21 protein-coding genes are annotated in these 25489 nt (G+C 71.3%); 10 read left to right on the top strand and 11 right to left on the bottom strand.

The features are described from left to right. Positions 1-66: 66 nt before the first annotated feature. Both ACL02U_RS17180 and ACL02U_RS17175 read left to right on the top strand, forming a co-directional pair. Positions 67-1224 (top strand): DUF4349 domain-containing protein, encoded by a 1158-nt coding sequence (locus ACL02U_RS17180; protein WP_412791715.1) that lies wholly within the window; start codon positions 67-69, stop codon positions 1222-1224. 251 nt (positions 1225-1475) lie between these two features. After that, positions 1476-2918 carry an FAD-dependent oxidoreductase gene (locus tag ACL02U_RS17175; protein WP_412791714.1) on the top strand — a complete coding sequence of 481 codons (1443 nt, stop codon included), beginning with the start codon at positions 1476-1478 and terminating at the stop codon, positions 2916-2918. Here ACL02U_RS17175 and ACL02U_RS17170 read toward each other — a convergent pair. Further along, positions 2902-3198 carry a hypothetical protein gene (locus ACL02U_RS17170; protein ID WP_412791713.1) on the bottom strand — a complete coding sequence of 99 codons (297 nt, stop codon included), beginning with the start codon at positions 3196-3198 and terminating at the stop codon, positions 2902-2904. The genes ACL02U_RS17175 and ACL02U_RS17170 overlap by 17 nt on opposite strands. 146 nt (positions 3199-3344) lie before the next feature. Between ACL02U_RS17170 and ACL02U_RS17165 the strand changes: the two genes are divergently transcribed. Then, the gene (locus ACL02U_RS17165) at positions 3345-4163 is read left to right on the top strand and encodes a rhomboid family intramembrane serine protease (RefSeq protein WP_412791712.1); all 819 of its coding nucleotides are present in this window, start codon (positions 3345-3347) and stop codon (positions 4161-4163) included. Between the two features lie 66 nt (positions 4164-4229). On the opposite strand, the gene hemE is transcribed toward ACL02U_RS17165, so the two are convergent. Then, positions 4230-5297, bottom strand: coding sequence for a uroporphyrinogen decarboxylase (hemE, locus tag ACL02U_RS17160; protein WP_412791711.1), 1068 nt, complete (start codon positions 5295-5297; stop codon positions 4230-4232). A 143-nt stretch (positions 5298-5440) separates the two neighbouring features. On the opposite strand from hemE, the gene ACL02U_RS17155 reads away from it, so the two are divergent. The 6 genes from ACL02U_RS17155 (at position 5441) to ACL02U_RS17130 (ending at position 12597) form a co-directional block, all read left to right on the top strand. Next, entirely contained in the window at positions 5441-6112 is a 672-nt protein-coding gene (locus tag ACL02U_RS17155; protein ID WP_412791710.1) for a DUF3000 domain-containing protein, read from the top strand. 199 nt (positions 6113-6311) lie between these two features. Then, entirely contained in the window at positions 6312-6971 is a 660-nt protein-coding gene (locus ACL02U_RS17150) for a LuxR C-terminal-related transcriptional regulator (RefSeq protein WP_412791709.1), read from the top strand. A 170-nt stretch (positions 6972-7141) separates the two neighbouring features. Then, positions 7142-8431, top strand: a complete 1290-nt coding sequence (locus tag ACL02U_RS17145) for a ribonuclease D (RefSeq protein WP_412791708.1) — start codon at positions 7142-7144, stop codon at positions 8429-8431. Positions 8432-8755: 324 nt separating this feature from the next. Next, entirely contained in the window at positions 8756-9976 is a 1221-nt protein-coding gene (locus tag ACL02U_RS17140; protein WP_412791707.1) for a thiolase family protein, read from the top strand. Beyond that, positions 9973-12102 carry a 3-hydroxyacyl-CoA dehydrogenase NAD-binding domain-containing protein gene (locus ACL02U_RS17135; RefSeq protein WP_412791706.1) on the top strand — a complete coding sequence of 710 codons (2130 nt, stop codon included), beginning with the start codon at positions 9973-9975 and terminating at the stop codon, positions 12100-12102. The genes ACL02U_RS17140 and ACL02U_RS17135 overlap by 4 nt, the downstream gene beginning before the upstream one ends. A 117-nt stretch (positions 12103-12219) precedes the next feature. Further along, entirely contained in the window at positions 12220-12597 is a 378-nt protein-coding gene (locus tag ACL02U_RS17130; RefSeq protein ID WP_412791705.1) for an NTP pyrophosphohydrolase, read from the top strand. Positions 12598-12645: 48 nt separating this feature from the next. Here ACL02U_RS17130 and ACL02U_RS17125 read toward each other — a convergent pair whose 3' ends face one another. The 6 genes from ACL02U_RS17125 to ACL02U_RS17100 all read right to left on the bottom strand — a co-directional run bounded on the left by ACL02U_RS17125 (position 12646) and on the right by ACL02U_RS17100 (position 21227). Then, the gene (locus tag ACL02U_RS17125) at positions 12646-14181 is read right to left on the bottom strand and encodes an amino acid permease (RefSeq protein ID WP_412791704.1); all 1536 of its coding nucleotides are present in this window, start codon (positions 14179-14181) and stop codon (positions 12646-12648) included. 139 nt (positions 14182-14320) lie between these two features. Then, positions 14321-16249, bottom strand: a complete 1929-nt coding sequence (gene dxs, locus ACL02U_RS17120) for a 1-deoxy-D-xylulose-5-phosphate synthase (RefSeq protein WP_412791703.1) — start codon at positions 16247-16249, stop codon at positions 14321-14323. A 277-nt stretch (positions 16250-16526) separates the two neighbouring features. Continuing rightward, positions 16527-17819 carry a sugar ABC transporter permease gene (locus tag ACL02U_RS17115; protein ID WP_412791702.1) on the bottom strand — a complete coding sequence of 431 codons (1293 nt, stop codon included), beginning with the start codon at positions 17817-17819 and terminating at the stop codon, positions 16527-16529. After that, positions 17816-18607, bottom strand: a complete 792-nt coding sequence (locus ACL02U_RS17110; protein WP_412791701.1) for an ATP-binding cassette domain-containing protein — start codon at positions 18605-18607, stop codon at positions 17816-17818. The genes ACL02U_RS17115 and ACL02U_RS17110 overlap by 4 nt, the downstream gene beginning before the upstream one ends. Before the next feature lie 179 nt (positions 18608-18786). Then, positions 18787-19905, bottom strand: a complete 1119-nt coding sequence (locus ACL02U_RS17105; protein ID WP_412791700.1) for a substrate-binding domain-containing protein — start codon at positions 19903-19905, stop codon at positions 18787-18789. 122 nt (positions 19906-20027) lie between these two features. Next, positions 20028-21227 carry an ROK family transcriptional regulator gene (locus ACL02U_RS17100; protein WP_412791757.1) on the bottom strand — a complete coding sequence of 400 codons (1200 nt, stop codon included), beginning with the start codon at positions 21225-21227 and terminating at the stop codon, positions 20028-20030. Between the two features lie 304 nt (positions 21228-21531). Between ACL02U_RS17100 and ACL02U_RS17095 the strand changes: the two genes are divergently transcribed. Continuing rightward, positions 21532-21906: a hypothetical protein gene (locus ACL02U_RS17095; RefSeq protein WP_412791699.1), complete on the top strand. Its 375-nt coding sequence runs from the start codon at positions 21532-21534 to the stop codon at positions 21904-21906. Between the two features lie 169 nt (positions 21907-22075). On the opposite strand, the gene ACL02U_RS17090 is transcribed toward ACL02U_RS17095, so the two are convergent. The 3 genes from ACL02U_RS17090 to ngcE are packed head-to-tail and all read right to left on the bottom strand — an operon-like array spanning position 22076 to position 25436. Continuing rightward, a complete protein-coding gene (locus ACL02U_RS17090) occupies positions 22076-23002 on the bottom strand; it encodes a carbohydrate ABC transporter permease (protein ID WP_412791698.1) in 927 nt (308 codons plus the stop codon). Positions 23003-23004: 2 nt separating this feature from the next. Further along, the gene (locus ACL02U_RS17085) at positions 23005-23931 is read right to left on the bottom strand and encodes a carbohydrate ABC transporter permease (RefSeq protein WP_412791697.1); all 927 of its coding nucleotides are present in this window, start codon (positions 23929-23931) and stop codon (positions 23005-23007) included. A 50-nt stretch (positions 23932-23981) separates the two neighbouring features. Further along, positions 23982-25436, bottom strand: coding sequence for an N-acetylglucosamine/diacetylchitobiose ABC transporter substrate-binding protein (gene ngcE, locus ACL02U_RS17080; protein WP_412791696.1), 1455 nt, complete (start codon positions 25434-25436; stop codon positions 23982-23984). Positions 25437-25489 lie beyond the last annotated feature (53 nt).

Raw genomic sequence — 25489 nt, 5'->3', positions numbered from 1 at the left:
GCAAACGTCCCGGCCGGTACCGGCGTCGAAGGAGCGTCAGGCGTCACCGAACCAGGGGGTATCCCGATGCGCGCACCGTGTTCCGTACGAGGACCCGGCCGGCTGTTCGCCGGTCTCCTGCTGTCCGCCCTGCTGCTCACCGGGTGCGGCGGCGCGGACGACTCGTCGGCGTCCGCGCCCGAGAGGGCCGCGGCCGCCTCGGACGGGGCCCGGGCCGCGCAGCAGGACGCGGCCGGCGGCGGAGACCCGGGCAGCGGGCGCGCGGCGGCCGGGACGGCTGCTCCCGCGGCCCTGGCCACCGACCGGATCATCCGCACCGCGTCGCTGACCGTGCGGGTCCACGACGTGGCGAAGGCCCTGGACGGGGCGCGCGCCACCGTCGAGAACGCGGGCGGCTACGTCAGCGAGGAGAACACCACCCGCGACCGGAACGGCCGGGAGCGCACCCGCGTCGTGCTGCGCGTGCCCGTGGAACGCTACGACGCGGTGCTCGCCGACCTGCAGGGCGCGGGCAAGCTCCTGGAGCGCACCTCCGAGGCGCAGGACGTCACCGACCAGGTCGTCGACGTCGACAGCCGGGTGAAGTCCGCGCGGGCCAGCGTGGCCCGGGTGCGCGCGCTGATGGACCGGGCGACCCGGCTCGCCGACGTGGTCCAACTGGAGGGCGAGTTGAGCAGCCGCGAAGCCGATCTGGAGTCCCTGCTCGCCCGGCAGGCGTCGCTGAAGGACCGCACCGGCCTGGCCACCGTCACGCTGTCGCTGTCCGGGGAACCGGCCGAGGAGGACGCCGAGGACGGCGATGGCGGCCCCGGCTTCCTGGACGCGCTGGCGGGCGGCTGGCACGCGTTCCTGGCGGTGCTGCGCTGGCTCGCGGTGGCGCTCGGCGCGGCGCTGCCGTTCGCGGCCGCGGCGGCGCTGCTGGGGCTGGTGTGGCTGCGGTTGCTGCGGCCCCGACTGCCGCGCCGGGCCCGGCGCGCGGCGGATCCCGCGCCCGGCACTCCGTTCGGGCCCCCGTCCGGCGCAGCTTTCGGGCCGGCGCCGGTGGTGCAGAGCGGTGCACCGACCTCGGCGGGTCCGGCGCCGCACGGCCCGGCGGCCCCGGAGCCGGAGACCCGCACGGGGCACCCGGAAGACCCGGGTCGGGAGGACCCGGACCCGGAAAGCCCGGACCGGGAGGGCGCAGAGGGCCCCGAGCCCGGCGGGCAGGACACCGGCGACCGATGATCCGGCGGGCGGGGGTCCGGTGAGCGGGGTCCGGTGAGCGGGGGCCCGGTGAGCGGGGGCCCGGTGAGCGGGGGTCCGGTGGGGCCGACCCCCGCTGAATCGCCGCCTGCTGAGCCGACCGCCGCCGAAGCCACCCCCACCGGAGCCACCCGCGTCGACCGTGGCCCGCGATCGGCCCGGCGACCGGCCCGGTGACACGGACCGGAGCGACCGGACGGGACCGGAGCGCGCGCCGCACGTAGCGTGTGCGCATGGACTCGGGTGCTGGACGGGGTGGCAGGGAACGGCTGGTCGTGATCGGCGGGGACGCCGCGGGGATGTCCGCGGCCTCGCAGGCGCGGCGGATGCGGGACGCGGACGCGCTGGAGATCGTGGCCTTCGAACGCGGCCACTTCACCTCCTATTCGGCGTGCGGCATCCCGTACTGGGTCGGCGGCGACGTGACCGACCGGGACCGGCTGATCGCCCGGACTCCCGAGGAGCACCGGGCGCGCGGTATCGACCTGCGCATCCGCACCGAGGTCACGGAGATCGACGTCGCCGGGCGGCGGGTGCGGGCGCGGGACGTCGACTCCGGGGCCGCGTCCTGGACGCCGTACGACAAGCTCGTCGTCGCCACGGGCGCCCGGCCGATCCGCCCGGAGATGCCCGGGGCGGACGCCCCCGGCGTGCACGGAGTGCAGACCCTGGACGACGGCCAGGCCCTGCTGGACACCCTGGCGCGCACGGGCGGTGGCGCCGACGGCGGGCGGCGGGGCGGCGGCCCGTCCGGGCGGGCCGTGGTCGTCGGCGCGGGCTACATCGGCGTGGAGATGGCGGAGGCCCTGATCAACCGGGGTTACGCGGTGACGGTCGTCAACCGCGGCCGGGAGCCCATGGCGACGCTCGATCCGGACATGGGCCGGCTGGTGCACCGGGCCATGGAGGGGCTGGGGATCACCATGGTGAACGACGCGGAGGTCACCGGGATCCGCACCGGGGACGACGGCCGGGTCCGCGCGGTGGCCACCGCGGACGCGGAGTTCCCGGCGGACGTGGTGGTCCTCGGCATCGGGGTCCGGCCCGAGACGGAACTCGCCCGGGCCGCCGGTCTGCCGCTGGGCGCGCACGGCGGCCTGCTGACCGACCTGTCCATGCGGGTGCGCGGGCACGCGGACATCTGGGCCGGCGGCGACTGCGTGGAGGTGCTCGACCTGGTCTCCGGGCAGGAGCGGCACATCGCCCTCGGTACGCACGCCAACAAGCACGGCCAGGTGATCGGAACCAACGCGGGCGGCGGCTACGCCACCTTCCCCGGTGTGGTCGGCACGGCCGTCAGCAAGGTGTGCGACCTGGAGATCGCCCGTACCGGTCTGCGGGAGAAGGACGCCCGCAGGGCCGGACTGCAGTTCGAGACGGTGACGGTGGAGTCCACCAGCCGGGCCGGCTACTACCCCGGCGCCTCCCCGATGACGGTCAAGATGCTCGCCGAACGGCGCACCGGGCGGCTGCTGGGCGTGCAGATCGTGGGCCGCGAGGGCGCCGCCAAACGGGTGGACGTCGCGGCGGTCGCCCTCACGGCCGGTATGACGGTGGAACGGATGACGTCCCTGGACCTCGGTTACGCCCCGCCGTTCTCCCCGGTGTGGGACCCGGTGCTGGTGGCGGCCCGCAAGGCGGTGGCCGCGGTCCGGTCCGTCACGCCGTCCCGTTGACCCTCGGCGGCAGCGACGCGACCGAACCGCCGGCCGCGGCGGCCGCGGGCTGCTCCGCACCCGCCTGCTTGGCGTGCGCGGCGGCCGCCGCGGCGCGCACCGAACGCAACCGGTGGCTGACCGCCTCGTCCAGCGTCACCGGCCGCTGCGTCTGCGCGGCGAGCCGCGCGGCGTCCTGGCCGAGCCGCGCGACATCCTCCCAGGGAAGCCGCACCACCAGGGAGATCTCCGCCTCGCCGTCGGGCAGGGCGTGCATCGGAGGGGTCACCCGGTCGTTCATCGCCTGCTCCTCGCGTCACGTCGTCCCCGCGGCGCGCCTTCCCCGCGCCGCGGGCGGTCCGGGGGGTGCCCCCCTGGGAGGACATACGCAGCGGCCGTCACCCGTGTTCACCGATTCGCCCGCCGGATCGCGGGCAGTACTCTCCTGTGGTCATCCCCGTCCATGACGTGAACCCGGTGCGCGGTACGCCCTGGGTGACGTACGCGCTCATCGCCGTGAACGTCTACGTGTTCCTGTCCACGCCCGGTATGGCCGGCAACGTGGCGGGCGACGGCGACCTCGCGCAGCTGTGCCACCTGCAGGCGTTCCTGGACCACTACGCGGCGGTGCCGCAGGAGCTGATCCACCATCGGATGCCCCGGCTGGTGCCCACCGGGGACGTGGGGCTGGGCCCGAACGGGGCGGGCTGCCTGGTGGCTCCGCCGGACTACGACAAGTCGCCGCCGCTGAGCGTGCTCACCGCGATGTTCCTGCACGGCAGTTGGCTGCACCTGCTGGGCAACATGCTGTTCCTGCTGATCTTCGGCAACAACGTCGAGGACCGTATGGGGCACGTCCGCTTCGCGGTGTTCTACGGCGTGTGCGGCTACGCGGCGGGGTACGGTTTCGCCCTCTTCAACGCCGGTTCGAGCGAACCGCTGATCGGCGCGTCCGGCGCCATCGCGGGGGTGCTCGGCGCCTACCTGGTGCTGTACCCGCGGGCGCGGGTGTGGGTGCTGGTCCCGTTCCTGGTCTTCCTGCCGCTCCGGCTGCCCGCGTGGCTGGTGCTGGGCTTCTGGTTCGGGCTGCAGGCGGTGTACTCCTCCGGTGAGGGCGTCACCGACGCGGGCACCGTCGCCTACACGGCCCATGTCGTCGGTTTCCTGGCCGGCATGCTGATCGCCTGGCCGCTGCGCCCCGGCACGCCTCCGCCCCCGGAACCGCGCGGGCTGCTGTTCGGCAGGCGGGCACGGCCGAGCTGGTGAGCCGGGCGTCCCGCGCCGCCGCGCGGGCCGGCGTGGTGCGGGCCCGCGGGGCGGTCGGGCGGCCGGTCAGCGGGCGGTGTGCGTGTGGACGTACTCCACGACCCGGGTGAGCGCGTCCGGGTCGGTGGCCGGCATGACGCCGTGGCCTAGGTTGAAGACGTGGCCCTCCAGTCCGGCGGCCGCGTCCAGCACCTCGCGGGTCTTCGCCTCGACGGCCTCCCGGGTGGAGAACAGCACCGTCGGGTCGAGGTTGCCCTGCAGCGCCTTGCCCGGCCCGACGCGGCGGGCGGCCTCGTCGAGCGGGACGCGCCAGTCGACGCCGACCACGTCCGCGCCGGCCTCGCCCATGAGGCGGAGCAACTCGCCGGTGCCGACGCCGAAGTGGATGCGCGGGACGCCGTACGGGGCGACGGCCTCGAAGACCTTGCGCGAGGCAGGCAGCACCGAGTGCCGGTAGTCCGCCGGGGAGAGCGCACCGGCCCAGGAGTCGAAGAGCTGGACGGCGGAGGCGCCGGCCTCGATCTGCACCCGCAGGAACGCGGCCGTGATGCCGGCGAGGCGGTCGAGCAGGTCGGCCCAGAGTTCCGGGTCGCCGTACATCATCGCCTTGGCGTTCTCGTAGGTGCGGGACGGGCCGCCCTCGACGAGATAGCTCGCGAGGGTGAAGGGGGCGCCCGCGAAACCGATCAGCGGGGTCGGGCCCAGCTCGCGGGTGAGCTGGCCGATCGCCTCGGTGACGTAGGAGACGTCCTCGGGGGTGAGGTCGCGCAGCCGGGCCAGGTCCGCGCGGGAGCGGACGGGGCTGTCGACGACCGGGCCGACACCGGGCTTGATGTCGAGGTCGACGCCGATCGCCTTGAGCGGGACGACGATGTCGCTGAAGTAGATCGCCGCGTCCACGCCGTGCCGGCGCACCGGCTGGAGCGTGATCTCGGTGACCAGGTCGGGCCGCATGCAGGACTCGAGCATGCCGATGCCCTCGCGGACCTTGCGGTACTCCGGCAGGGAGCGCCCGGCCTGCCGCATGAACCACACGGGCGTGTGCGGGACCGGTTCCCGCCTGCACGCCTTCAGGAAGGTGCTGTCGTACGTCGCTGTCGGCTGCATGCCCGTGGGGCTGGGGTTGGCACTCACGCGGCAAGTCTCGCACGGCGCCGGCACCGGGCCGGCCGGGGCGGGCCGCAACCGGCCGGGCCGGTGGGCAGGCCGCAACCGGCCGGGCCGACGGGGGGTGTCTTGTCCTGCGCGGAAGCCCGCTTCCCCTTAACCTTCCCCGCATGGCTGCGGCTCAGGGACGACTGTCGGACGACGCTGGCGGAACGGACGAGGGGAAGGACAAGGGGGAGGAACCGGGTGGCGGGCAGGCACCGCCGCCCTTCCGGGCCGCGGTGGACGCACTGCGCACCGCGCGCCTGCGCCCGCAGATCGAGATCGAGCCGACCCGGCCCCCGCAGCGGCTCGCGCCCTTCGCGTACGCGCTGGAGGCCACGGTCGTGGACGGCGACCAGGATCTCGCGGACGGCCGCCTGGTGCTGCTGCACGATCCGGCCGGGCACGAGGCCTGGCAGGGCGCCTTCCGGCTGGTGACGCTGGTGCGTGCGGAGCTGGAGCCGGAGATGGCGGCCGATCCGCTGCTGCCGGAGGTGTGCTGGTCCTGGCTGACCGGGTCGCTCCAGTCGCGCGGGCTGGCGTGCGGTGAGCCCAGCGGCACCGTGACCCGGGCCGGCTCGCACTACTTCGGGGGGCTGTCGGCTCGGCCGCCGGCCTCCCAGATCGAGATCCGCGCCTCCTGGACACCGCGCGAGGGCGTGAACGGGGTACCGGACGCGGCGGGCCACCTGGCCGCGTGGAGCGATCTGCTGGCGCAGGTGGCGGGCCTGCCGCCGGCCGGCCCCGGCGACGCCTCGGTGGTCACGCTGCCGCAGCGGCGCGGCCCGCAGTCCCATTGACCGTCTCTTTGTCGATACGGCCACTTTCAGTCACACTCGCGCCCTCGAACGAACCGAATCGCTCACCGAACGATCGACAGCGTGTCCGAATTGCACGGATTGTTACTCACTAAATCGTGATCTTTTTCTAAAGGGCGGGGGGTTCGGTGCCGAAGACGACTGTGACCCAGCAAGACGTCCCCGCCCCCCAGGAGGCCTGGTGTCCGTTCTCCTCGAGCAGCCCGCAAGCCTGGTCGCCTACCGTCCGAACAAGCCCACCGCGATGGTCGTCGTGGCCGACCCCCGCGTCCGCTCCACCGTCACCCGACACCTGTGGGCGCTCGGCGTGCGCGACGTGATCGAGGCCTCGTCCATCGCCGAGGCGCGTCCCCGCATCGGCAACCCCCGCGACATCTGCGTCGCCGACGTCCACCTGCCGGACGGCTCCGGCCTCACCATCCTGTCGGAGACCCGCGCCGCGGGCTGGCCCAACGGACTCGCCCTGTCCGCCGCCGACGACATCGGCGCCGTGCGCAACGCCTTGGCCGGCGGAGTCAAGGGCTACGTCGTCACCGGCACCCGGACCAACGTCGGACTCCCGTCCCGTCCCGGCGCCGTCCCGCTCGGCGCCGCCGGCCGTCTGCACCGCCGCCCCCCGGGCGCCCCGAGCCACCCGGGCGGCTACCGCGAGCTCTCCGGCCGCGAGGTGGAGGTGCTGCGGCTGGTGGCGGAGGGCCAGTCGAACAAGGCGATCGGCGTGTCCATGGGCCTGTCCGCGCTCACCGTCAAGAGCCACCTGGCCCGTATCGCCCGCAAGCTCGGCACGGGCGACCGCGCCGGGATGGTCGCGGTGGCCCTGCGCACCGGCATCATCCACTGAGCGGGCACCCCGCTCGGTGCGTCGACGCGAACGGGATCCGGTCCCGCCGCGCCGCGCCCGGCACCGGTGAACCGTTCCCTCCCCCGAGCTGACCGGTTCACCACCCTGCGGCGTCCATCGGCGGAACGTTCCGTCGACGGGCGCCGCCCACACATGGATACCCTTGACATGTGACCGACGCCCAGAAGACCGCAGCAGACACATCACTGCGAACCACCGGAGGCGCCCCTCCGGACGACGGCGGATCTACTGCTGAGGGGGCGCCGACTCCCCTCCTGGAGCCGCGTGAGGGCATTCCGCCCGTCATCGCGGACGAGACCGCGCTGGCCGCGGTCGTCGCCGCCTTCGCCGAAGGCTCGGGCCCCGTGGCCGTCGACGCCGAGCGTGCCTCCGGCTACCGCTACGGCCAGCGCGCCTACCTGGTGCAGCTGCGCCGCGAAGGCGCGGGTACCGCACTGATCGACCCGGTCGCCTGCCCCGACCTGTCCGCACTGGGCGACGCACTGGCGGACGCCGAGTGGGTCCTGCACGCGGCCACCCAGGACCTGCCCTGCCTGCGCGGGATAGGCATGGTGCCGACGCGGCTGTTCGACACCGAGCTGGCGGGGCGGCTGGCCGGTTTCCCGCGGGTCGGCCTCGGCGCCATGGTGGAGAACGTCCTCGGCTACGTCCTGGAGAAGGGCCACTCCGCGGTGGACTGGTCCACCAGGCCGCTGCCCGAGCCCTGGCTGCGCTACGCCGCCCTGGACGTGGAACTCCTGGTCGACCTGCGCGACGCCTTGGAGAAGGAGCTGGACCGGCAGGGCAAGCTGGACTGGGCCCGGCAGGAGTTCGACGCGATCGCCTCGGCGCCGCCGCCCGAGCCCCGCAAGGACCCCTGGCGCCGGACGTCCGGCATGCACAAGGTGCGGCGCCGGCGGCAGCTCGGCGTCGTGCGGGAACTCTGGCAGACCCGGGACCGGATCGCGCAGCGGCGGGACGTCTCCCCGGGGAAGGTGCTGACCGACGCCGCCATCGTCGAGGCGGCCCTGGGCCTGCCGGCGAACGTGCACGCGCTGGCCGCGCTGCACGGGTTCGGGCACCGGATGGGACGGCGGCAGCTGGAGCAGTGGCAGTCGGCCGTCGACCGGGCGAAGGCGCTTCCGGAGGCGGAGCTGCCGCAGCAGGGGCAGCCGGTGACCGGCCCGCCGCCGCCGCGGGCGTGGGCCGACAAGGACCCGGTCGCCGCGCAGCGGCTGTCCGCCGCGCGGAGCGCGGTCTCGGAGCTGGCGGAGCGGCTGAACATGCCGCAGGAGAACCTGATCACGCCGGACACGGTGCGCAGGGTGTGCTGGGAACCGCCGTCGGCGGTGGACGCGGACTCGGTGAGCGCCGCGCTGTCCCGGCACGGGGCGCGGGCCTGGCAGGTGGAACTGGTGGCGCCGCTGCTGGCCGCCGCACTGGTACCCCGGGACGCCTGACCGCGGGCCCGCCACGCCCCGGGCCCGCGGACTCGAGCCCGCCGCGACCCGGGCCCTCCGTCCGGGCGCTCCACCCGGGCCGCCCGGGCACTCCACGGGCCCGCAGCCGCGGCCGGCCGGGGCTTCCGGGCCGCTGTCCTCCGGGCCGCGGCCGGCCCGGGGCGGAGGGCCGCCCGGGAGGCGGTGGGGGGCCGCCGCCCGTGTGACGTTCACCGCTTGGGCCGGGGGGACTGGGCAGCCACATTACCCGCGAGTAGCATGGGGACTGAGCGCACGCTCAGCGTGCCGCGGCAGTGCCATCCCGCACCCTGGAGGAGAGCCATCGTGCCTCGTACCGTCAGGGACGTCGTCTTCGTCGACGGCGTCCGCACCCCGTTCGGCAAGGCGGGCCCGAAGGGCGTCTACCACGAGACCCGCGCCGACGACCTCGTCGTCAAGGCAATCCGGGAGCTGCTGCGCCGCAACCCCGGGCTCGACCCGAAGAAGGTCGACGAGGTCGCCGTCGCCGCCACCACCCAGATCGGCGACCAGGGCCTGACCATCGGGCGCACCGCCGGCATCCTCGCCGGGCTGCCCACCTCCGTGCCCGGTTACTCCATCGACCGCATGTGCGCGGGTGCGCTGACCGCGGTGACCAGCGTCTCCGGCTCCATCGCCTTCGGCGCCTACGACGTCGCCATCGCGGGCGGCGTCGAGCACATGGGCCGCCACCCGATGGGCGAGGGCGTCGACCCCAACCCGCGGTTCGTGTCCGAGAAGCTCGTCGACGAGTCCGCGATGTTCATGGGCATGACCGCGGAGAACCTGCACGACCGCTTCCCGCACCTGACCAAGCTGCGCGCCGACGAGTACGCGGTGCGCTCCCAGGAGCGGGCCGCCAAGGCGTACGCCAACGGCCGGATCCAGCAGGACCTGGTGCCGGTGTCGGTGCGCCGCACCAACTCCGAGGCCGGTGAGACCGGCTGGGGCCTGGTCACCGCCGACGAGCCGATGCGCCCGGGCACCACCCTGGAGAACCTCCAGGGCCTGAAGACCCCGTTCCGCGTGCACGGCCGGGTCACCGCGGGCAACGCGGCCGGCCTGAACGACGGCGCCACCGCCTCGGTGGTCGCCTCCGAGGACTTCGCCCGCGAGCACGGCCTGCCGGTCCGGATGCGCCTGGTCTCCTACGCCTTCGCCGGTGTGGAGCCGGAGGTCATGGGCTACGGCCCGATCCCGGCCACGGAGAAGGCCCTCGCCAAGGCGGGCCTGTCGATCTCCGACATCGGTCTGTTCGAGATCAACGAGGCCTTCGCCGTCCAGGTCCTGGCCCTCCTGGACCACTACGGCATCGCCGACGACGACGAGCGCGTCAACCAGTACGGCGGCGCCATCGCGTTCGGCCACCCGCTGGCCTCCTCCGGCGTCCGCCTGATGACGCAGCTGGCCCGCCAGTTCGAGGAGCAGCCGCACGTCCGCTACGGCCTGACCACCATGTGCGTCGGCTTCGGCATGGGCGCGACGGTCATCTGGGAGAACCCGCACTTCGACGGAGGCGACAAGTGAGCACCACCGCTGAACTCCTGAAGGGCGCCGCCGAGCTCTTCCCGGACGAGGTCGTCACCCAGGCGCACGTACGCCACTTCGACCTGCCGCTGGGCGCCGGGCGCTTCGCCCTCATCACCCTGGACAACGGCCTGGACCACACCAAGCCGACCACCTTCGGCCCGCAGTCGCTGGCGAACCTCGCCGGCGCCCTCGACCAGGTCGAGAAGGAGGCCGCGGACGGCGACATCGTCGGCGTCGGCATCACCGGCAAGCCGTTCATCTTCGCCGTCGGCGCCGACCTCAAGGGCGTCGAGCTGCTGAAGCGGTGGGACGACGCCTACGCCATCGGCAAGGGCGGCCACGACGTCTTCAAGCGCCTCGCGGACCTCGCCGTCCCGACGTTCGCCTACTACAACGGCGCGGCCATGGGCGGCGGCGTCGAGGTCGGCCTGCACTGCCGCTACCGCACGGTGTCGAAGGCGCTGCCCGCGTTCTCGCTGCCCGAGGTGTTCCTCGGTCTGGTGCCCGGCTGGGGCGGCTGCACGCTGCTGCCGAACCTCATCGGCGCCGACAAGGCCGTCTCGGTGATCATCGAGAACAGCCTCAACCAGAACAGGCAGCTCAAGGGCAAGCAGGTCTACGAGCTCGGCATCGCCGACGCGCTCTTCGAGGGTGCCGACTTCCTCGAGCAGTCGCTGCTGTGGACCGCTCAGGTCCTCGTCGGCGAGGTCACGGTGGAGCGCCCGGCGATCGACCGCGGCGAGGCCTGGGACCAGGCCGTCGAGCGCGGCCGCTTCATCGCCGACTCCAAGGTGCACGGCGCGGCCCCGGCCGCCTACCGCGCCCTGGACATCATCGCCGCCGCGAAGAACGGCGACCTGCAGCAGGGCTACGACGCCGAGGACAAGGCGCTCGCCGACCTGATCATGGGCAGTGAACTGCGTTCCGGCATCTACGCCTTCAACCTGGTGCAGAAGCGCGGCAAGCGCCCCGCGGGCGCGCCGGACAAGAGCCTCGCGCGCCCGGTCACCAAGGTCGGTGTGGTCGGCGCCGGCCTGATGGCCAGCCAGCTCGCCCTGCTGTTCCTGCGCCGCCTCGAAGTGCCCGTCGTGCTGACGGACATCGACCAGGAGCGCATCGACAAGGGCGTCGGCTACGTCCACGCCGAGATCGACAAGCTGCTCGCCAAGGGCCGCGTGAACCAGGACAAGGCCAACCGCCTCAAGGCACTGGTCTCCGGCGTCCTGGACAAGGCGGAGGGCTTCGCCGACGCGGACTTCGTCATCGAGGCCGTGTTCGAGGAGATCGGCGTCAAGCAGCAGGTGTTCGCCGAGGTCGAGGCGGTCGCCCCGGCCCACGCGATCCTGGCGACGAACACCTCCTCGCTGTCCGTCACGGAGATGGCCTCGAAGCTGAAGCACCCCGAGCGGGTCGTCGGCTTCCACTTCTTCAACCCGGTCGCGGTCCTCCCGCTGCTGGAGATCGTGCGCGGGGAGCGGACGGACGACGCCTCGCTCGCCACCGCCTTCGCGGTGGCCAAGAAGCTGAAGAAGACGGCGGTGCTGGTCAAGGACGCCCCGGCGTTCGTGGTGAACCGCATCCTGACCCGCTTCATGGGCGAGATCCAGAACGTCATCGACGAGGGCACCCCCGTCGAGGTGGCGGAGAAGGCGGTGGAGCCGCTGGGCCTGCCGATGTCGCCGCTGGTGCTGCTGGAGCTGGTCGGCCCGGCCATCGGCCTGCACGTCTCCGAGACGCTGAACCGGGCCTTCCCGGACCGCTTCAAGGTCTCCCCCAACCTCAGGGCGGTCGTCGAGGCGGGCAAGCGCGGCTTCTACGTCTACGACAGCGGCAAGCCCGAGCTGGACCCGGAGGTCGCCGCGCTCCTGAAGCAGGGCGACACCGTCCTGACCGAGGAGCAGGTGCGCGACCGCGTCCTGGACGCGGTGGCCCGGGAGATCGGCCTGATGCTCGACGAGGGCGTCGTCGCCGAGGCGCAGGACATCGACCTGTGCCTGATCACGGGCGCCGGCTGGCCCTTCCACCTGGGCGGCATCACGCCGTACCTGGACCGGGAGGGCGTTTCGGAGCGGGTGAACGGCAAGCGGTTCCTGGAGCAGGGCGTGGCGAGCGTCCCGGCCTGATCGAACACCCCGAGGGGGCGGTGCCCGGGACGACGGTCCCCGGGCACCGCCCCTTTTCCGATGCCGCGGGCGGGCGGACCGTGCCGTTCGCCGGGGCGCGGATGGGAGGCTGGTGGCATGGACAACGGCAGCCCGCTCCTGGTGATCGTCGACGGTGCCAATGTCGTGGGCTCGGTGCCCGACGGCTGGTGGCGGGACCGGCGCGGGGCGGCCGCGCGGCTGCGGGACCGGCTGGCCGCCGACGGCCTGCCGGGCCGCGCCGGCCCGGTGGAACTGGTCCTGGTGGTGGAGGGGGCGGCCCGCGGGATCGACTCCGTGCCGGGCGTGCGGGTGGTGGAGGCGGAGGGAAGCGGGGACGACCTGGTGGTGGCGCTGGTCGCCGGCGCCACCGGTCGCGGCTGCCTCGTGGTCACCGCCGACCGCGGACTGCGGCGGCGGGTGACGGAACTCGGTGCCGAGGTCGCCGGACCGCGGACGGTACGGCCGCCCCGCTGACGTACGCGGGCCCCGGTGCGGCCCTCCCTCCCCGCAGGCCCGCCGCCGCTACCGGGTCCCGTCGGCGGACGGTCCGCCCGCCGACGACCCGGCCGTCGCGGCCGCCGCGCGCTCCCGCTGCCCGAGGCGGCTGTGGGAGCGGCCGTAGAGGGAGTAGACGAGGAAGCCGACGGCCGTCCAGACGGCGAAGCGGAGCCAGGTCTCGACGGGCAGGTTGAGCATCAGCCACAGGGAGGCGCACACCGACAGCACCGGGACCACCGGCACCCAGGGGGTACGGAAGGCCCGGGGCAGGTCGGGGCGGGTCCGGCGGAGGGTGATCACGCTGATCGCGACGACCACGAACGCGAACAGGGTGCCGATGTTCACCAGTTCCGCGAGGGCGCTCAGGCTGGTGAAGCCGGCGATGACCGCGATGATCAGGCCGAGCAGGACGGTCGGGCGGTGCGGGGTCCTGAACCTGGGGTGGACGTGGGAGAAGAAGCGCGGCAGCAGGCCGTCTCGGCTCATCGCGAAGAACACCCGGGTCTGCCCCAGCAGCAGGATCATGCAGACCGTGGTGAGGCCGACGGCGGCGCCGAAGCTGATCACGCCGGCGTACCAGGGGTGGCCGACGGCTTTGAAGGCGCCGGCGAGGGGGGCGTCCACGGAGAGCCGGGTGTAGTTCTCCATGCCGGTGACGACGAGGGACACGGCCACGTACAGCACGGTGCAGATGAGGAGGGAGCCGAGGATGCCGCGGGGCATGTCGCGCTGCGGGTTCCTCGTCTCCTCCGCTGCGGTGGCGACGATGTCGAAGCCGATGAAGGCGAAGAAGACGACCGAGGCGGCGGTGAAGACGCCCATCACCCCGAAGTCGGCGGGCGCCCAGCCGAACATGAGCTGGATGAGCGGCGCCTGGAGGTCGCCTCCGGCCTCAACCGGCCGGGAGTGGGGGATGAACGGCCGGTAGTTGTCCGAGGTGATGAAGAAGGAGCCCGCGACGATGACGATCAGCACGACCGTGACCTTGATCGCCACGACGAGGGAGGTGATCCGGGCGGACAGCTTCATGCCGAGGACGAGGACGGCGGTGAGCACCAGTACGAGGGCGGCGGCCAGGATGTCGAAGCCGAAGCCCGAGGCGCCGTCCCTGCCTCCGAGCGCGTCCGGCATGTGCCAGCCCGCGTTGTCCAGCAGTGAGCGGATGTAGCCCGACCAGCCGACGGCGACCACCGCCGTCCCGAGCGCGAACTCCAGGATCAGGTCCCAGCCGATGGTCCAGGCGGGCAGCTCGCCCAGCGAGGCGTACGAGAAGGTGTAGGCGGACCCGGCGACCGGGACCGTCGAGGCGAACTCGGCGTAGCACAGGGCGGCCAGCCCGCAGACCACGCCGGACACGACGAAGGCCAGGGAGACCGCCGGGCCCGCGCTGTTCCTTGCGACGGTGCCGGTCAGCACGAAGATTCCGGTGCCGATGATGACACCGACGCCGAAGACGGTCAGGTCCAGCGCGGACAGGGACTTCCGGAGCGCGTGCTCCGGCGCCTCGGTGTCCTGGATGGACTGCTCGACCTTCTTCTTCCGGAAGAGGGTGCTGCTCACGGGTACCTCCCACGCTGTGCCGTCCCCGACATGATCGGGAGAGGGCGCGGCGGGTACGCCCCGACACGGGCGCTTTCACGCGAACGGGCCGGTTTCGCCACTCCCGGCAGTGGCGAAACCGGCCCGTTCGGTCGTGCGCTCAGTCGCGGGCCGGCTCCACGGAGTCCACCTCGGCGGCGGTGCGTGCGAACCGCCCGTCCAGCCTGGCGACCAGTCCGGTGACCTGGCGGGCGATGTCCGGCGCGGTCAGTCCGATCTCGGCGAGGACCTCGGCGCGGGAGGCGTGGTCGAGGAAGCGCGGCGGGATGCCGAAGTCGCGCAGCGGCACGTCCACCCCCGCGTCGCGCAGGGCCTGGGCGACCGCCGAGCCGACGCCGCCGACGCGGCTGTTGTCCTCCACGGTGACGACCACGCGGTGGCGCGCGGCGAGCGGGGCCATCGCCTCGTCGACGGGCTTGACCCAGCGCGGGTCGACGACGGTGGTGGAGATGCCCTGCTTGTCGAGGAGGTCGGCGACCTCCAGGCACATCGGCGCGAGGGCGCCGACGGAGACCAGGAGGACGTCGGGGGTGTCGGTGCCCGGCTCGCGCAGCACGTCCATGCCTCCGACCCGGCCGACGGCGGGTACGGCGGGTCCGACGGCGCCCTTGGAGAAGCGCACCACGGTCGGCGCGTCGTCGACCGCGACGGCCTCCCGGAGCTGGGCCCGGACCTGGTCGGCGTCGCGCGGGGCGGCCAGCCTGAGGCCCGGCACGACCTGGAGGATCGACATGTCCCACATGCCGTTGTGGGAGGCGCCGTCGGTGCCGGTGACGCCGGCCCGGTCCAGCACGAACGTCACGCCGCACCGGTGCAGGGCGACGTCCATGAGGACCTGGTCGAAGGCGCGGTTGAGGAAGGTGGCGTACACCGCGAAGACGGGGTGCACGCCGCCGTGGGCCAGGCCGGCCGCGGAGACCGCGCCGTGCTGCTCGGCGATGCCGACGTCGTACACCCGCTCGGGGAAGGCCTTGGCGAACCGGTCCAGGCCGACCGGCTGGAGCATGGCGGCGGTGATGGCGACGATGTCCTCGCGCTCCTCGCCGAGCCTGACCATCTCCTCCCCGAACACGCTCGTCCAGTCGGCCCCGGAGGTGGAGATGGGCAGGCCCGTGTCCGGGTGGATCTTGCCGACGGCGTGGAAGCGGTCGGCCTCGTCCTGGAGGGCGGGCTGGTAGCCGCGGCCCTTCTCGGTGAGGCAGTGCACGATGACCGGCCCGCCGAAGCGCTTGGCGCGGGTCAGCGCCGACTCCAGGGCCTCCAGGTCGTGGCCGTCGATGGGGCCGACGTACTTCAGGCCCAGGTCCTCGAACATGCCCTGCGGGGCGATGAAGTCCTTCAGGCCCTTCTTGGCTCCGTGCAGGGTCTCGTAGAGGGGTTTGCCGAGGACCGGGGTGCGCTCCAGGAGGTCCTTGGTGCGGGCCAGGAAGCGTTCGTAGCCGTCGGTGGTGCGCAGCGTCGCGAGGTGGTTGGCGAGGCCGCCGATGGTCGGCGCGTAGGAGCGCTCGTTGTCGTTGACGACGATGACCAGGGGGCGGTCCTTGGCGTCGGCGATGTTGTTGAGCGCCTCCCAGGCCATGCCGCCGGTCAGCGCACCGTCGCCGATCACGGCGACGACGTGGCGGTCGCGGCCCCGGATCTGGTGGGCCTTGGCGATGCCGTCGGCCCAGCCGAGGACCGTGGAGGCGTGGCTGTTCTCGATGACGTCGTGCTCGGACTCCGCCTGCGAGGGGTAGCCGGACAGGCCGCCCTTCATCTTCAGCTTGGAGAAGTCCTGCCGGCCGGTGAGCAGCTTGTGCACGTAGGACTGGTGGCCGGTGTCCCACAGCACCTTGTCCTGCGGCGAGTCGAAGACCCGGTGCAGGGCGATGGTCAGCTCCACCACGCCCAGGTTGGGCCCGAGGTGGCCGCCGGTCTTGGAGACGGCGTCGACGAGGAAGGTCCGGATCTCCTCCGCCAGCAGGTCCAGCTCCTCCAGGCTGAGCCGGTCGAGATCGCGCGGTCCCCTGATGCGGGTCAGCAGCGGCACCCGTGCCTCCTTGCAGTAGAGCTGTTGCCGGGCTCGTCGAGTCTAATGTTCCGTCCGCGCGGGCGGCGCCCGGCCTCTGCGTCGTGCGTCACGCGTTCGGCCGTACCCGCGGACGTACCGGACGCACCGGCGTGCACCGGCCGAACGCGGCTGTGCCCGGCGCCTTCGAGGGCGCCGGGCACAGCCGTGTCGGGGCGGGGGCCGGGCGGTGCGCACCCCGGCGGCGCGGTGGCCGCCGGGGCGGGTGCGGACCGGGCCGGCACCCCCGTGCGGAGCGTCAGGCGCGGCCCGCGGTCCGCTGGGTCTTGCGGGTGACCGAGTCGATGACCACGGTGGCGAGCAGCACCGCACCGGTGATCATGTACTGGATCGGGGCGCCGGTGCCCTCCAGGGCCAGGCCGTACTGGATGGAGGTGATCACCATGACGCCGAGGAGCGCGTTCCAGATCCGCCCGCGGCCACCGAAGAGGCTGGTGCCGCCGATGACGGCCGCCGCGATGACGTTCATCAGCAGGTCGCCGGAACCGGCGCTCTGGTTGGCGGCTGCGATCTTGGAGGCCCAGAACAGGCCGCCGACGGAGGCGAACAGGCCGGCGAGGGCGAAGACCGAGATGCGGACCGCGACCACGTTGATGCCGGCGCGGCGGGAGGCCTCGACGCTGCCGCCGAGAGCGAACACCTTCCGGCCGTACGGGGTGCGGCGGACCAGGAAGTCCATGCCCACCAGGACCACCAGGAACAGCAGCAGGGCCAGCGGCAGGCCCTTGTACTGGTTGAACATGACGGCCGCGGCGAAGGCGACGACGGCCAGCAGGACCGTGCGGAGCACGATCTCGGTGAGCGGCCGGGACGGCACGCCCGCGGCGTCGCGGCGCCGGCTGTCCACCAGGGCGGTGACGAAGTACAGCGCCACGGCGAAGGCGGCCAGGCCGTAGGCGGCGGCGACATCGGTGAAGTAGTACGTGGTCAGCCTGCCGACCACGCCCTCGCTGTCCAGGTTGATGGTGCCGTTCTGCCCCAGCAGGTGGAGCATGAAGCCGTTCCAGAACAGCAGGCCCGCCAGGGTCACCGCGAAGGCCGGCGCCCCGATTCTGGCGAAGAAGAAGCCGTGCAGGGCGCCGATGGCGGCGCCGCTGACTAGGGCGATGATCAGGGCCAGCCACTCGTTCATGCCGTGCGAGATGGACAGCACGGCGAAGATCGCTCCGGCGACGCCGCTGACCGATCCGACCGACAGGTCGATCTCGCCGAGCAGCAGCACGAAGATGATGCCGACCGACATCATGCCCGTCGCGACCATGGCGACGGAGATGTCGTTGAGGTTCCGCGCGGACAGGAACGCCGAGTTCAGGCTCTGGAAGGTGATGCAGATGACGATGAGGCCGACGACGACCGGGATGGAGCCCAGGTCACCGCCGCGGATCTTCCGCTTGAACTCGTGGAGGTAGCCGGCCAGGCCCTCCTCGCGCACCAGCAGTCGGGGGTCGACGGCGGTGTCGGAGCCGGAGGCGGCGTCGGGGTTCTCGACGAGGTGCTCGTCGGTGGTGGCGGAGGTCTTGTCGATGCTCACTGCTGAGCCTCCCCGTTGGTGCGCGCCGCACGGCGGGTCACGGCGTTGTCGGTGGCGCCCGTGATGGCGGAGATGATCTCCTCCTGGGAGGTCGTCTTGACCCCGAAGACGCCGTTGTTGCGGCCCAGCCGCAGCACGGCGACCTTGTCCGCGACGGCCTTCACGTCAGCCATGTTGTGGCTGATGAGCACGACGGCGTGTCCGCGCTCGCGCAGCCGCTCCACCAGGTCGAGGACCTGTGCGGTCTGCTCCACGCCGAGGGCCGCGGTGGGCTCGTCGAGGATGACCAGCTTGGGCTCGCCGAGCATGGAGCGGGCGATGGCCACGGTCTGGCGCTGACCGCCGGAGAGCGAGGCGATCGGGATGCGGACGCTGGGGATCCGGATCGACAGGGTGTCGAGGAGCTCGCGGGAGCGGCGCTCCATCTCGACCTCGTCGAGGACGCCGCGGCGACGCACTTCCCGTCCCAGGAAGAGGTTGCCGACCACGTCGATGTTGTCGCACAGCGCGAGGTCCTGGTAGACGGTCGCGATGCCCAGGTGCTGGGCGTCCTGCGGCTTGTTGATCGATACGGACTTGCCCTCCCACTCGATGACGCCGTCATCGATGGGGTGCACGCCGGCGATCGTCTTGACCAGCGTGGATTTTCCGGCTCCGTTGTCGCCCACCAGGGCGACCACCTCACCGGCGTGGACCTCAAGCTCGACGTCGGTGAGCGCCTGGACGGCACCGAACCGCTTGGAGACTCCGCGCAACGCCAGCACGGGCGTAGCGGACACGTGAACCATCTCCTTCGCCGCCTGACCCGGCGGAAGGGTTGTGCAGAAGTGTGAATGGGGGGATGTTCCGTCCGGCGCCCCGCGCAAGCTTGCGGGGCTGATGACTGCGGGGCGCCGGAGGAGTTCGAGGTACTGCTCCCTCCGAAGGGGTGCGGGGGTCGTTCCGCACCCCTTCCGAGGTCATGGCCTTACTTCAGGCCGATCTTGTCGCAGGCCGCCTTGTACTTGGCGGTGCAGATCTCGTCGACCGTGTAGACGCCGTCCTTGATGACGGTGTCGTTGATGTTGTCCTTGGTCAGCGAGACGACCGGGACGAGGACCGACGGGACGCCCTTGGTGGTGGGGCTGTCGACCTTGTCCTTGGCGACGGAGTCCAGGGACTCGCCGTGGGCGAGGGCGACGGCCATCTTCGCGGCGGCCTCGGCCTCGGGAGCGTACGGCTTGTAGACGCTCATGTACTGCTCACCGGCGACGATGCGCTGCACACCGGCGAGTTCGGCGTCCTGGCCGGTGACGGGCGGCAGGGTGGAGAAGCCGCCGGCCTTGAGGGCGGTGATGATACCGCCGGCCATGCCGTCGTTGGCGGAGTAGACGCCGACGATGTTGTCCTTGCCGAGGGCGGAGATCGCGCCCTCCATGTTCTTGTTGGCGTTCTCCGGCTTCCACTCCTTGGTGTCGTACTCCTTGCCGATGTTCACCTTGCCGTCGAGGACGGAGTGGGCGCCCTTCTTGAACAGAGCGGCGTTCGGGTCGGTGATCGACCCGTTCATCATGACGATCTTGCCGGACTTCGCCTTGTCACCCAGCGCCTTGAGCAGCGCCTCGCCCTGGACCTTGCCGACCTCCTCGTTGTCGAACGAGGTGTAGGCGTCGATCGGGCCCTCGGCGAGGCGGTCGTAGGCCACCACCGGGATGCCGGCGTCCTTGGCCTTCTTCACCGAGGTCGCGATCGCCTTGGCGTCCACCGCGTCCACGATAAGCACGTCGACCTTGTTGGTGATCATGGTCTCGACCTGCTGCGCCTGGACGGTGGCGTCCTGCTTGGCGTTGGCGTAGACAACCTCGCCCTTGTTGTTCGTCAGCGCCTTGATCTGCTTCTCGATCAGCGGGCGGTCGAACTTCTCGTACCGAGCGGTCTGGTTCTCCGGCAGGAGCAGACCGACCTTGATCGCATCGCCCTTGGTGGTGGCACCGGCGGTGGAGTCGGCCTTGTCACCGGACTCCTTGGCGCTGCCACAGGCGGCGAGCGAGACGGCCATCGCTCCAGCGGCAACGGCAACGGCGGCACAACGCATACGCTTGCTCATTCTCAGAAACCTCCCTGACGAGGCCGCGTCGTTGCGGCCGAGGTGGCTGGAAGTCAACTCGGCCACACGTGCGACGTCAAGAAGTAAATCCTTAACGAGATGGCAACGGTGCCATCCGTTCTCTAAGTGAAGGCGGGAGCGGTTGTGGACAGCGAGCCATCCAAAAGGGTCGAATCACCCATCTCGCTGAGTGCGAGAGCGAGCGCTCCGAGCACCTCGGCACGACCGCCGAGTGCCCCCGGGAGAACGGAGAGTTGGCGCGCCGCGCTGGGGATCGCGTAGCGGCCGACGGACTCCCTGATCGGTCCGAGCACCAGCTCACCGGCCTCGGCGAGATCACCGCCCAGGACCACCCGGCTCGGGTTGAGAAGGTTGCAGAGGTTGGCGACTCCACTGCCGATGTGGCGGCCGACGTCAGCGATCACCCGACGGCAGCCAGGGTCTCCGTCCCGGGCGAGCCGCACGACTCCTTCCATGGTCAGGTCGGTGCCGTGACTGGACTGGAGCAGCGGCAGCACGTAGCGCGCGGCGGTGAAGGTCTCCAGGCAGCCCCGGTTTCCGCAGCGGCAGACCGGGCCGGATTCGTCGAGTGTAATATGTCCGATTTCCCCGGCGGTGCCGCCCGGACCGCGATAGATCTTCCCGTCGATCACCAGACCGGCACCCACACCGCTCGCGACCTTGATGTAAGCAAGATCACGGACCCCGCGGCCGCTGCCCCAGACCAGTTCCCCGAGGGCGCCGAGGTTGGCGTCGTTGTCCACGTGCACGGGGACGCCCAGCCGCTCCCTCAGCTCCTCGGCGGGCCGGGTGCCGCCCCAGCCGGGGAGGATGGCGGTCGAGCCCAGCGTGCCGGACTCGACGTCGATCGGCCCGGGTACGCCCAGACCCACCCCCGCGACCTTGGAACGATCCACGCCCGTGGCCGTGATCAGCCTGCTGACCAGCTCCTCCGCCCGGTCGAAGCCCTCCCTGGCGGAGGCGTCGACGTCCAGCGGCTCGGCCTCCTCGGCCAGCACCTGGTGGGCGAGGTTCCCGACCGCGACCCGCAGATGGGTGTGACCGAAGTCCACCCCGATCACGATGCCGGCGTCCCCGCTCAGGGAGACGCTGCGGGCCCGGCGCCCGCCCGCCGACGTCGGCGTGACCTCGACCGTTCCCCCATCCTTGAGCTCGCGGACGATGTTGGAGACCGTCGCCGCGGACAGACCCGTCGTCCTCGCGATCTCCGCCTGGGTGAGGGAACCGGCCAGCCGCACGGCGCGTACCACGCGCTCCAGGTTGGCTCGGTGCAGCGACGACTGCGACCCCGGAGTCTCCACGACGACCTCCTGCGCGCGGGGCCGCTTCGGTGAGACCCCGTCCATGTCCAACTAGTGAACTCTAAGCTGAGCTGTTCGGGTTGCCTCCCGTCAAGAGGTTGAACAGTTTCCCGTGCGTGACCGCATACGGAGCGTCGTGATCGCCGATGTGCAAAATCGGCCACACGGGACTTTGACGGCAAGGCGCCCACTTCAGGTCATTCGCCTGAAGTCCGAAAGGGCGGCTTGTGGAGGTTACGCCCCGCCAGCAGGCTGTTCATCCGTTGCAGAGGTGAGGAACGACACACCAGGGGAGGACATGCACATGCGCATCCGAAGGAGGATCGCGGGACTCTCCGCGACCGGCGCGGCGGCCCTCGCGGTCGTCGTCGGCACGACCCCGGCGGCGCAGGCCGGAACGAACGGGGCGGACTCCGCGCAGTACAACTGCCCGTACAAGGCGATCTGCGTCCACATGCACCACGCCGACCAGTCGGACTGGACGTGGAAGGCGTACTACTACTGCGGGGACTTCTACCTCGGGAGCTGGGTGCCGACGTACTACGTCAACAACCAGACCCCGGGCACCCGGGCCCGGTTCAAGAACAGCTCCAGGACCGTCATCCAGACGACGCCCGGGGCCTACAGTTCGGGCTCGGTCGCATATCCCTACGCGACCTACTACGTCCGGCCCTGCTGAGGCGGCACCGGCCGGCGGGACCCCTTCGGGTAATGGACGCGAGGGGCCCCGCCACCGGACGGACCGCCCGGACGCACCGCTCGGGCGCGCCGGCCGGACGGACCGCTCGGACGGACCGCCCGGACGGACCGGCCCCGGCGCCCGTCGCGCGTGCGGCGCGGCCCTGGGGCTACTTCAGCGCCCCCGCCGTCAGTCCCTGCACGACCTGCCGCTGGAACAGGATGTACGCGGCGAGCACCGGGAGCATGGCCATCACCAGGCCGGCGAACAGGCCGGACCAGTCGCCCTTGTAGCCCTGGCTCACCGCGAGTTGCACCAGCCCCTGGGTGAGGACCCGCTTGTCCGGGTCGGTGTTGAGCACCGTCGGGAGCATGTACTGGTTCCACTGCCCGAGGAAGTTGAAGATGCCCACGCTGATCAGGCCGGGCTTGGCCATGGGCAGCATGATCTGGAAGAAGGTGCGGGTGTGCGAGGCGCCGTCCACGAAGGCCGCCTCCGCCACCGAGGACGGAAGGGTGCGGAAGAACGCGGTCAGGAAGAAGACCGTGAAGGGCAGCGAGTAGGCGATGTAGACCAGGATCAGGCCGGGGAGCGTGTTCAGCAGGCCCATGTTGTTCACGACGTAGAACAACGGGACCAGCGCGAGCATGATCGGGAAGCTCATGCCGCCGATGAACAGGTAGTAGATGAAGCGGTTGCCGGGGAAGTCGAAGCGGGCCAGCACGTAGGCCGCCATCGAGCCGAGCACCAGGGTGCCGACCAGCGACCCGCCCACCACCAGGATGGTGTTGAGGAAGTAGTCGCTCATGTGGGCGTCGGTCCACGCCCGCGCCCAGTTGTCGAAGTGCAGATGGTCCGGCAGCGACCAGGGCGAGCTGAAGATGGCGCGGTCGTCCTTGAAGGAGGTCATCACCGCCCACAGCAGCGGCATGACCACCATGAACGCCCAAAGGATCAGCATGCCGTGCGAGAAGGCGTTGAGGACGCCGCCCTCCCGCTTCTTCCCGGCGGGCGGCTTCCCGGCCGCCGGGTCGGCTTCGGGGAGCGGGGCGCCGGACCCGGCGCGCAGGGAGGCGGGGGTTTCGGTCGTCTTCATGGTCAGAACTCCAGCCGCTCGCGCCGGCCCAGCCGCATCACGACCGCGGCGAACGCCAGCGTGACGACGAGGAGGGCGACGCCGATCGTGGTGGCGTAGGCGGCCTGACCGTCACGGAACGCCTTCTGGTACACGTAGAGGACCATGACGGTGGTCGAGTAGTCGGGGCCGCCCGGACCGGTCGTCATGATCTGCACGACCGCGAACGACTCGGCACCGAGCGCGAGGATGCCCATGTAGACCCAGCCGGACTGCACGGTGTCCCACAGCAGCGGCAGGGTGATCCGGAAGAACGTGGTGAACCGGTTCGCCCCGTCCAGCAGTGCGGCCTCGTACAGGTCCGAGGGGATGGAGGCCATGCCTGCGGAGAAGAGGACCACGAAGAACCCGACCGTGGACCACACCAGCACCGCCATCACGCACCACAGCGCGAGACTCGGATCACCCAGCCACAGCGGCTGGACGCTGTCCAGGCCGATGCCGCGCAGGATCGAGTTGATCGCCCCGCTCTCCGGGTTGTACGCGAACGCGAACAGCAGGGCGACGATGGCGATGGACAGCACCTGCGGAAAGAAGTAGACGATCTTGTAGAAGGACGAGCCGCGGACACCGGTGATCACCGGCCCGCCCTTTCTGCGCCGTCCGCCCACATTGATCATGAAGGCGAAGAACAGCGCCAGGCTGATCGTCACCAGCGGCAGCACCAAAGCGAACATCAGACTGTGCTGCAACGACTTCCAGAAGATGTCGTCGTGGAGCATCCTCCGGTAGTTGTCGAAGCCCACCATCCGGAAATCGGGGCTGAGGCCGGTCCAGTCCGTGAACGAGTAGTAGATGGACTGGATGAAGGGCCACACGACGAACAGGAGGTAGAGCCCCAGGGGTACCGAGAGGAACCCCACGACGAACCGGTATTTGCCGTGCTGCATTTCCTACCGACCCCGATCTCTGGGCGGTCGCCGCCGCTGGTGACGGACCCTCACTGGTGCTTGTAGTGCTTGATCGACGAATCCTTGGCGGCCTGGTCGGCGTAGCCCTGGATCTTCTTGATGGTCTCCGCCGGGGTGGCGCGGCCGGCCATCATCTCGCCGAGCCCGGCCACACCGATCTTCTCCTTCTGCAGTTGCACGTACCAGTCCTGCATACGCGGATTCAACACGTTGTCACCGGCCAGTTCCAGCGCGGCCACGCCGGACTTCAGCCCCGGGGTGAGCTCGATGCCGTCGGTGCCGCCGTTGTACGCCGTCAGCGACTTGACCTTGGAGGTGAAGTTCTTCGACGAGGCCTCGCTGAGCATGATCCGCAGCTGCTCCATGCCGCCGGCCGCGTTGGCGGCCTTGGCCGGGACGATGAACGGCTCGCCGCCGGAGGCCCAGATGGTGCCGAAGGGCATCTTGTCGGAGGAGTCGATCCCGCTGGGCGCCGAGACGGCGAGGTCGAAGTCGGCGGGGATGACGTTCGCCGACTCGTTCTCCACCCAGGAGCCGTTCGGGATGAACAGCGCCTTGCCCTCGGCCCAGGCGGTCTGCGACTGGATGTGGTCCAGGCCCGGGGTTCCCTTGAGGATGTAGCCCTTCTGGTAGAGCTCGTAGTAGGCGTCGAAGCAGGCCTTGACGGCCGGGTGCTTCCAGGCGTTCGGCTCCAGGTTGTCGATGGCGTCCAGCACCTCGCGGCCGCCCACCTTGCCGATCATCGGATAGAGCGAGAAGGGGATGTAGTACGGGTACTTGCCCGCGTACGTCCAGCCCGCCATGCCCTTCTTCTTGGCCTTGGCGCAGACCCGGAGCATGGCGTCCCAGTCCTTCGGGTACTCCTCGCCGAGCGAGTCCAGGGCCTTCTGCGAGTACCACACGCCGTACACGGTGTAGGCGTAGTACATGATCCAGACCGGGTCGCCGTCGAACTGGCCCATCTCCACGATGCCCGGTCGCAGGGTGTCGCGGACCTTCTTGCCCGGGTCGTCGTAGGAGGGTGCGTCCAGCAGCGGGGTCAGGTCGGTCAGCTGGTTCTTGCCGACCAGCACGCCCATGTCCATCTGCTCGGCGCCCGAGTTGTCGATGAGGTCGGGCGGGTTGCCCTGGTTGAAGCGGGGCTGGAGGGTGGACTGGATCTTCTGGGTGGCGGAGAACTTGACCTGCGCCTTGGGGAAGTCCTTCTGGTAGATCTTGACCGCGTCCTCGGCGTATTCCTTGCCGAAACCGCCGTCGAACAGGACGAACTCCATCCGGGCGGTGTCATTGACGCCCAACGGGTTCTTGTCGGTCTTCTTGCCCGCCTTGGCCTTCTCGTTGTTTCCGCCGCCGCCACTGCTGGCACAGGCGGAAAGGAAGCTCATCGTCGGTACGGAGACCAGACCCAGGGCAGCGGACCGCTTGATCAGTGCGCGGCGGCCGACACCGGAGGAGCCGTGGTTCTCTGCGGAAGTGGATCCCATGCTCAAGTCCTCGCCTTCTCACAGGACTCAGGCGGTGAACCGGATCCTCCCCG

The organism is Streptomyces sp. MS06 (assembly GCF_047200655.1).
Classification (GTDB): Bacteria; Actinomycetota; Actinomycetes; order Streptomycetales; family Streptomycetaceae; genus Streptomyces.
The sequence above is the reverse complement of the archived record's forward strand: the minus strand, read 5'-3'. Positions and strand labels throughout refer to the sequence as shown.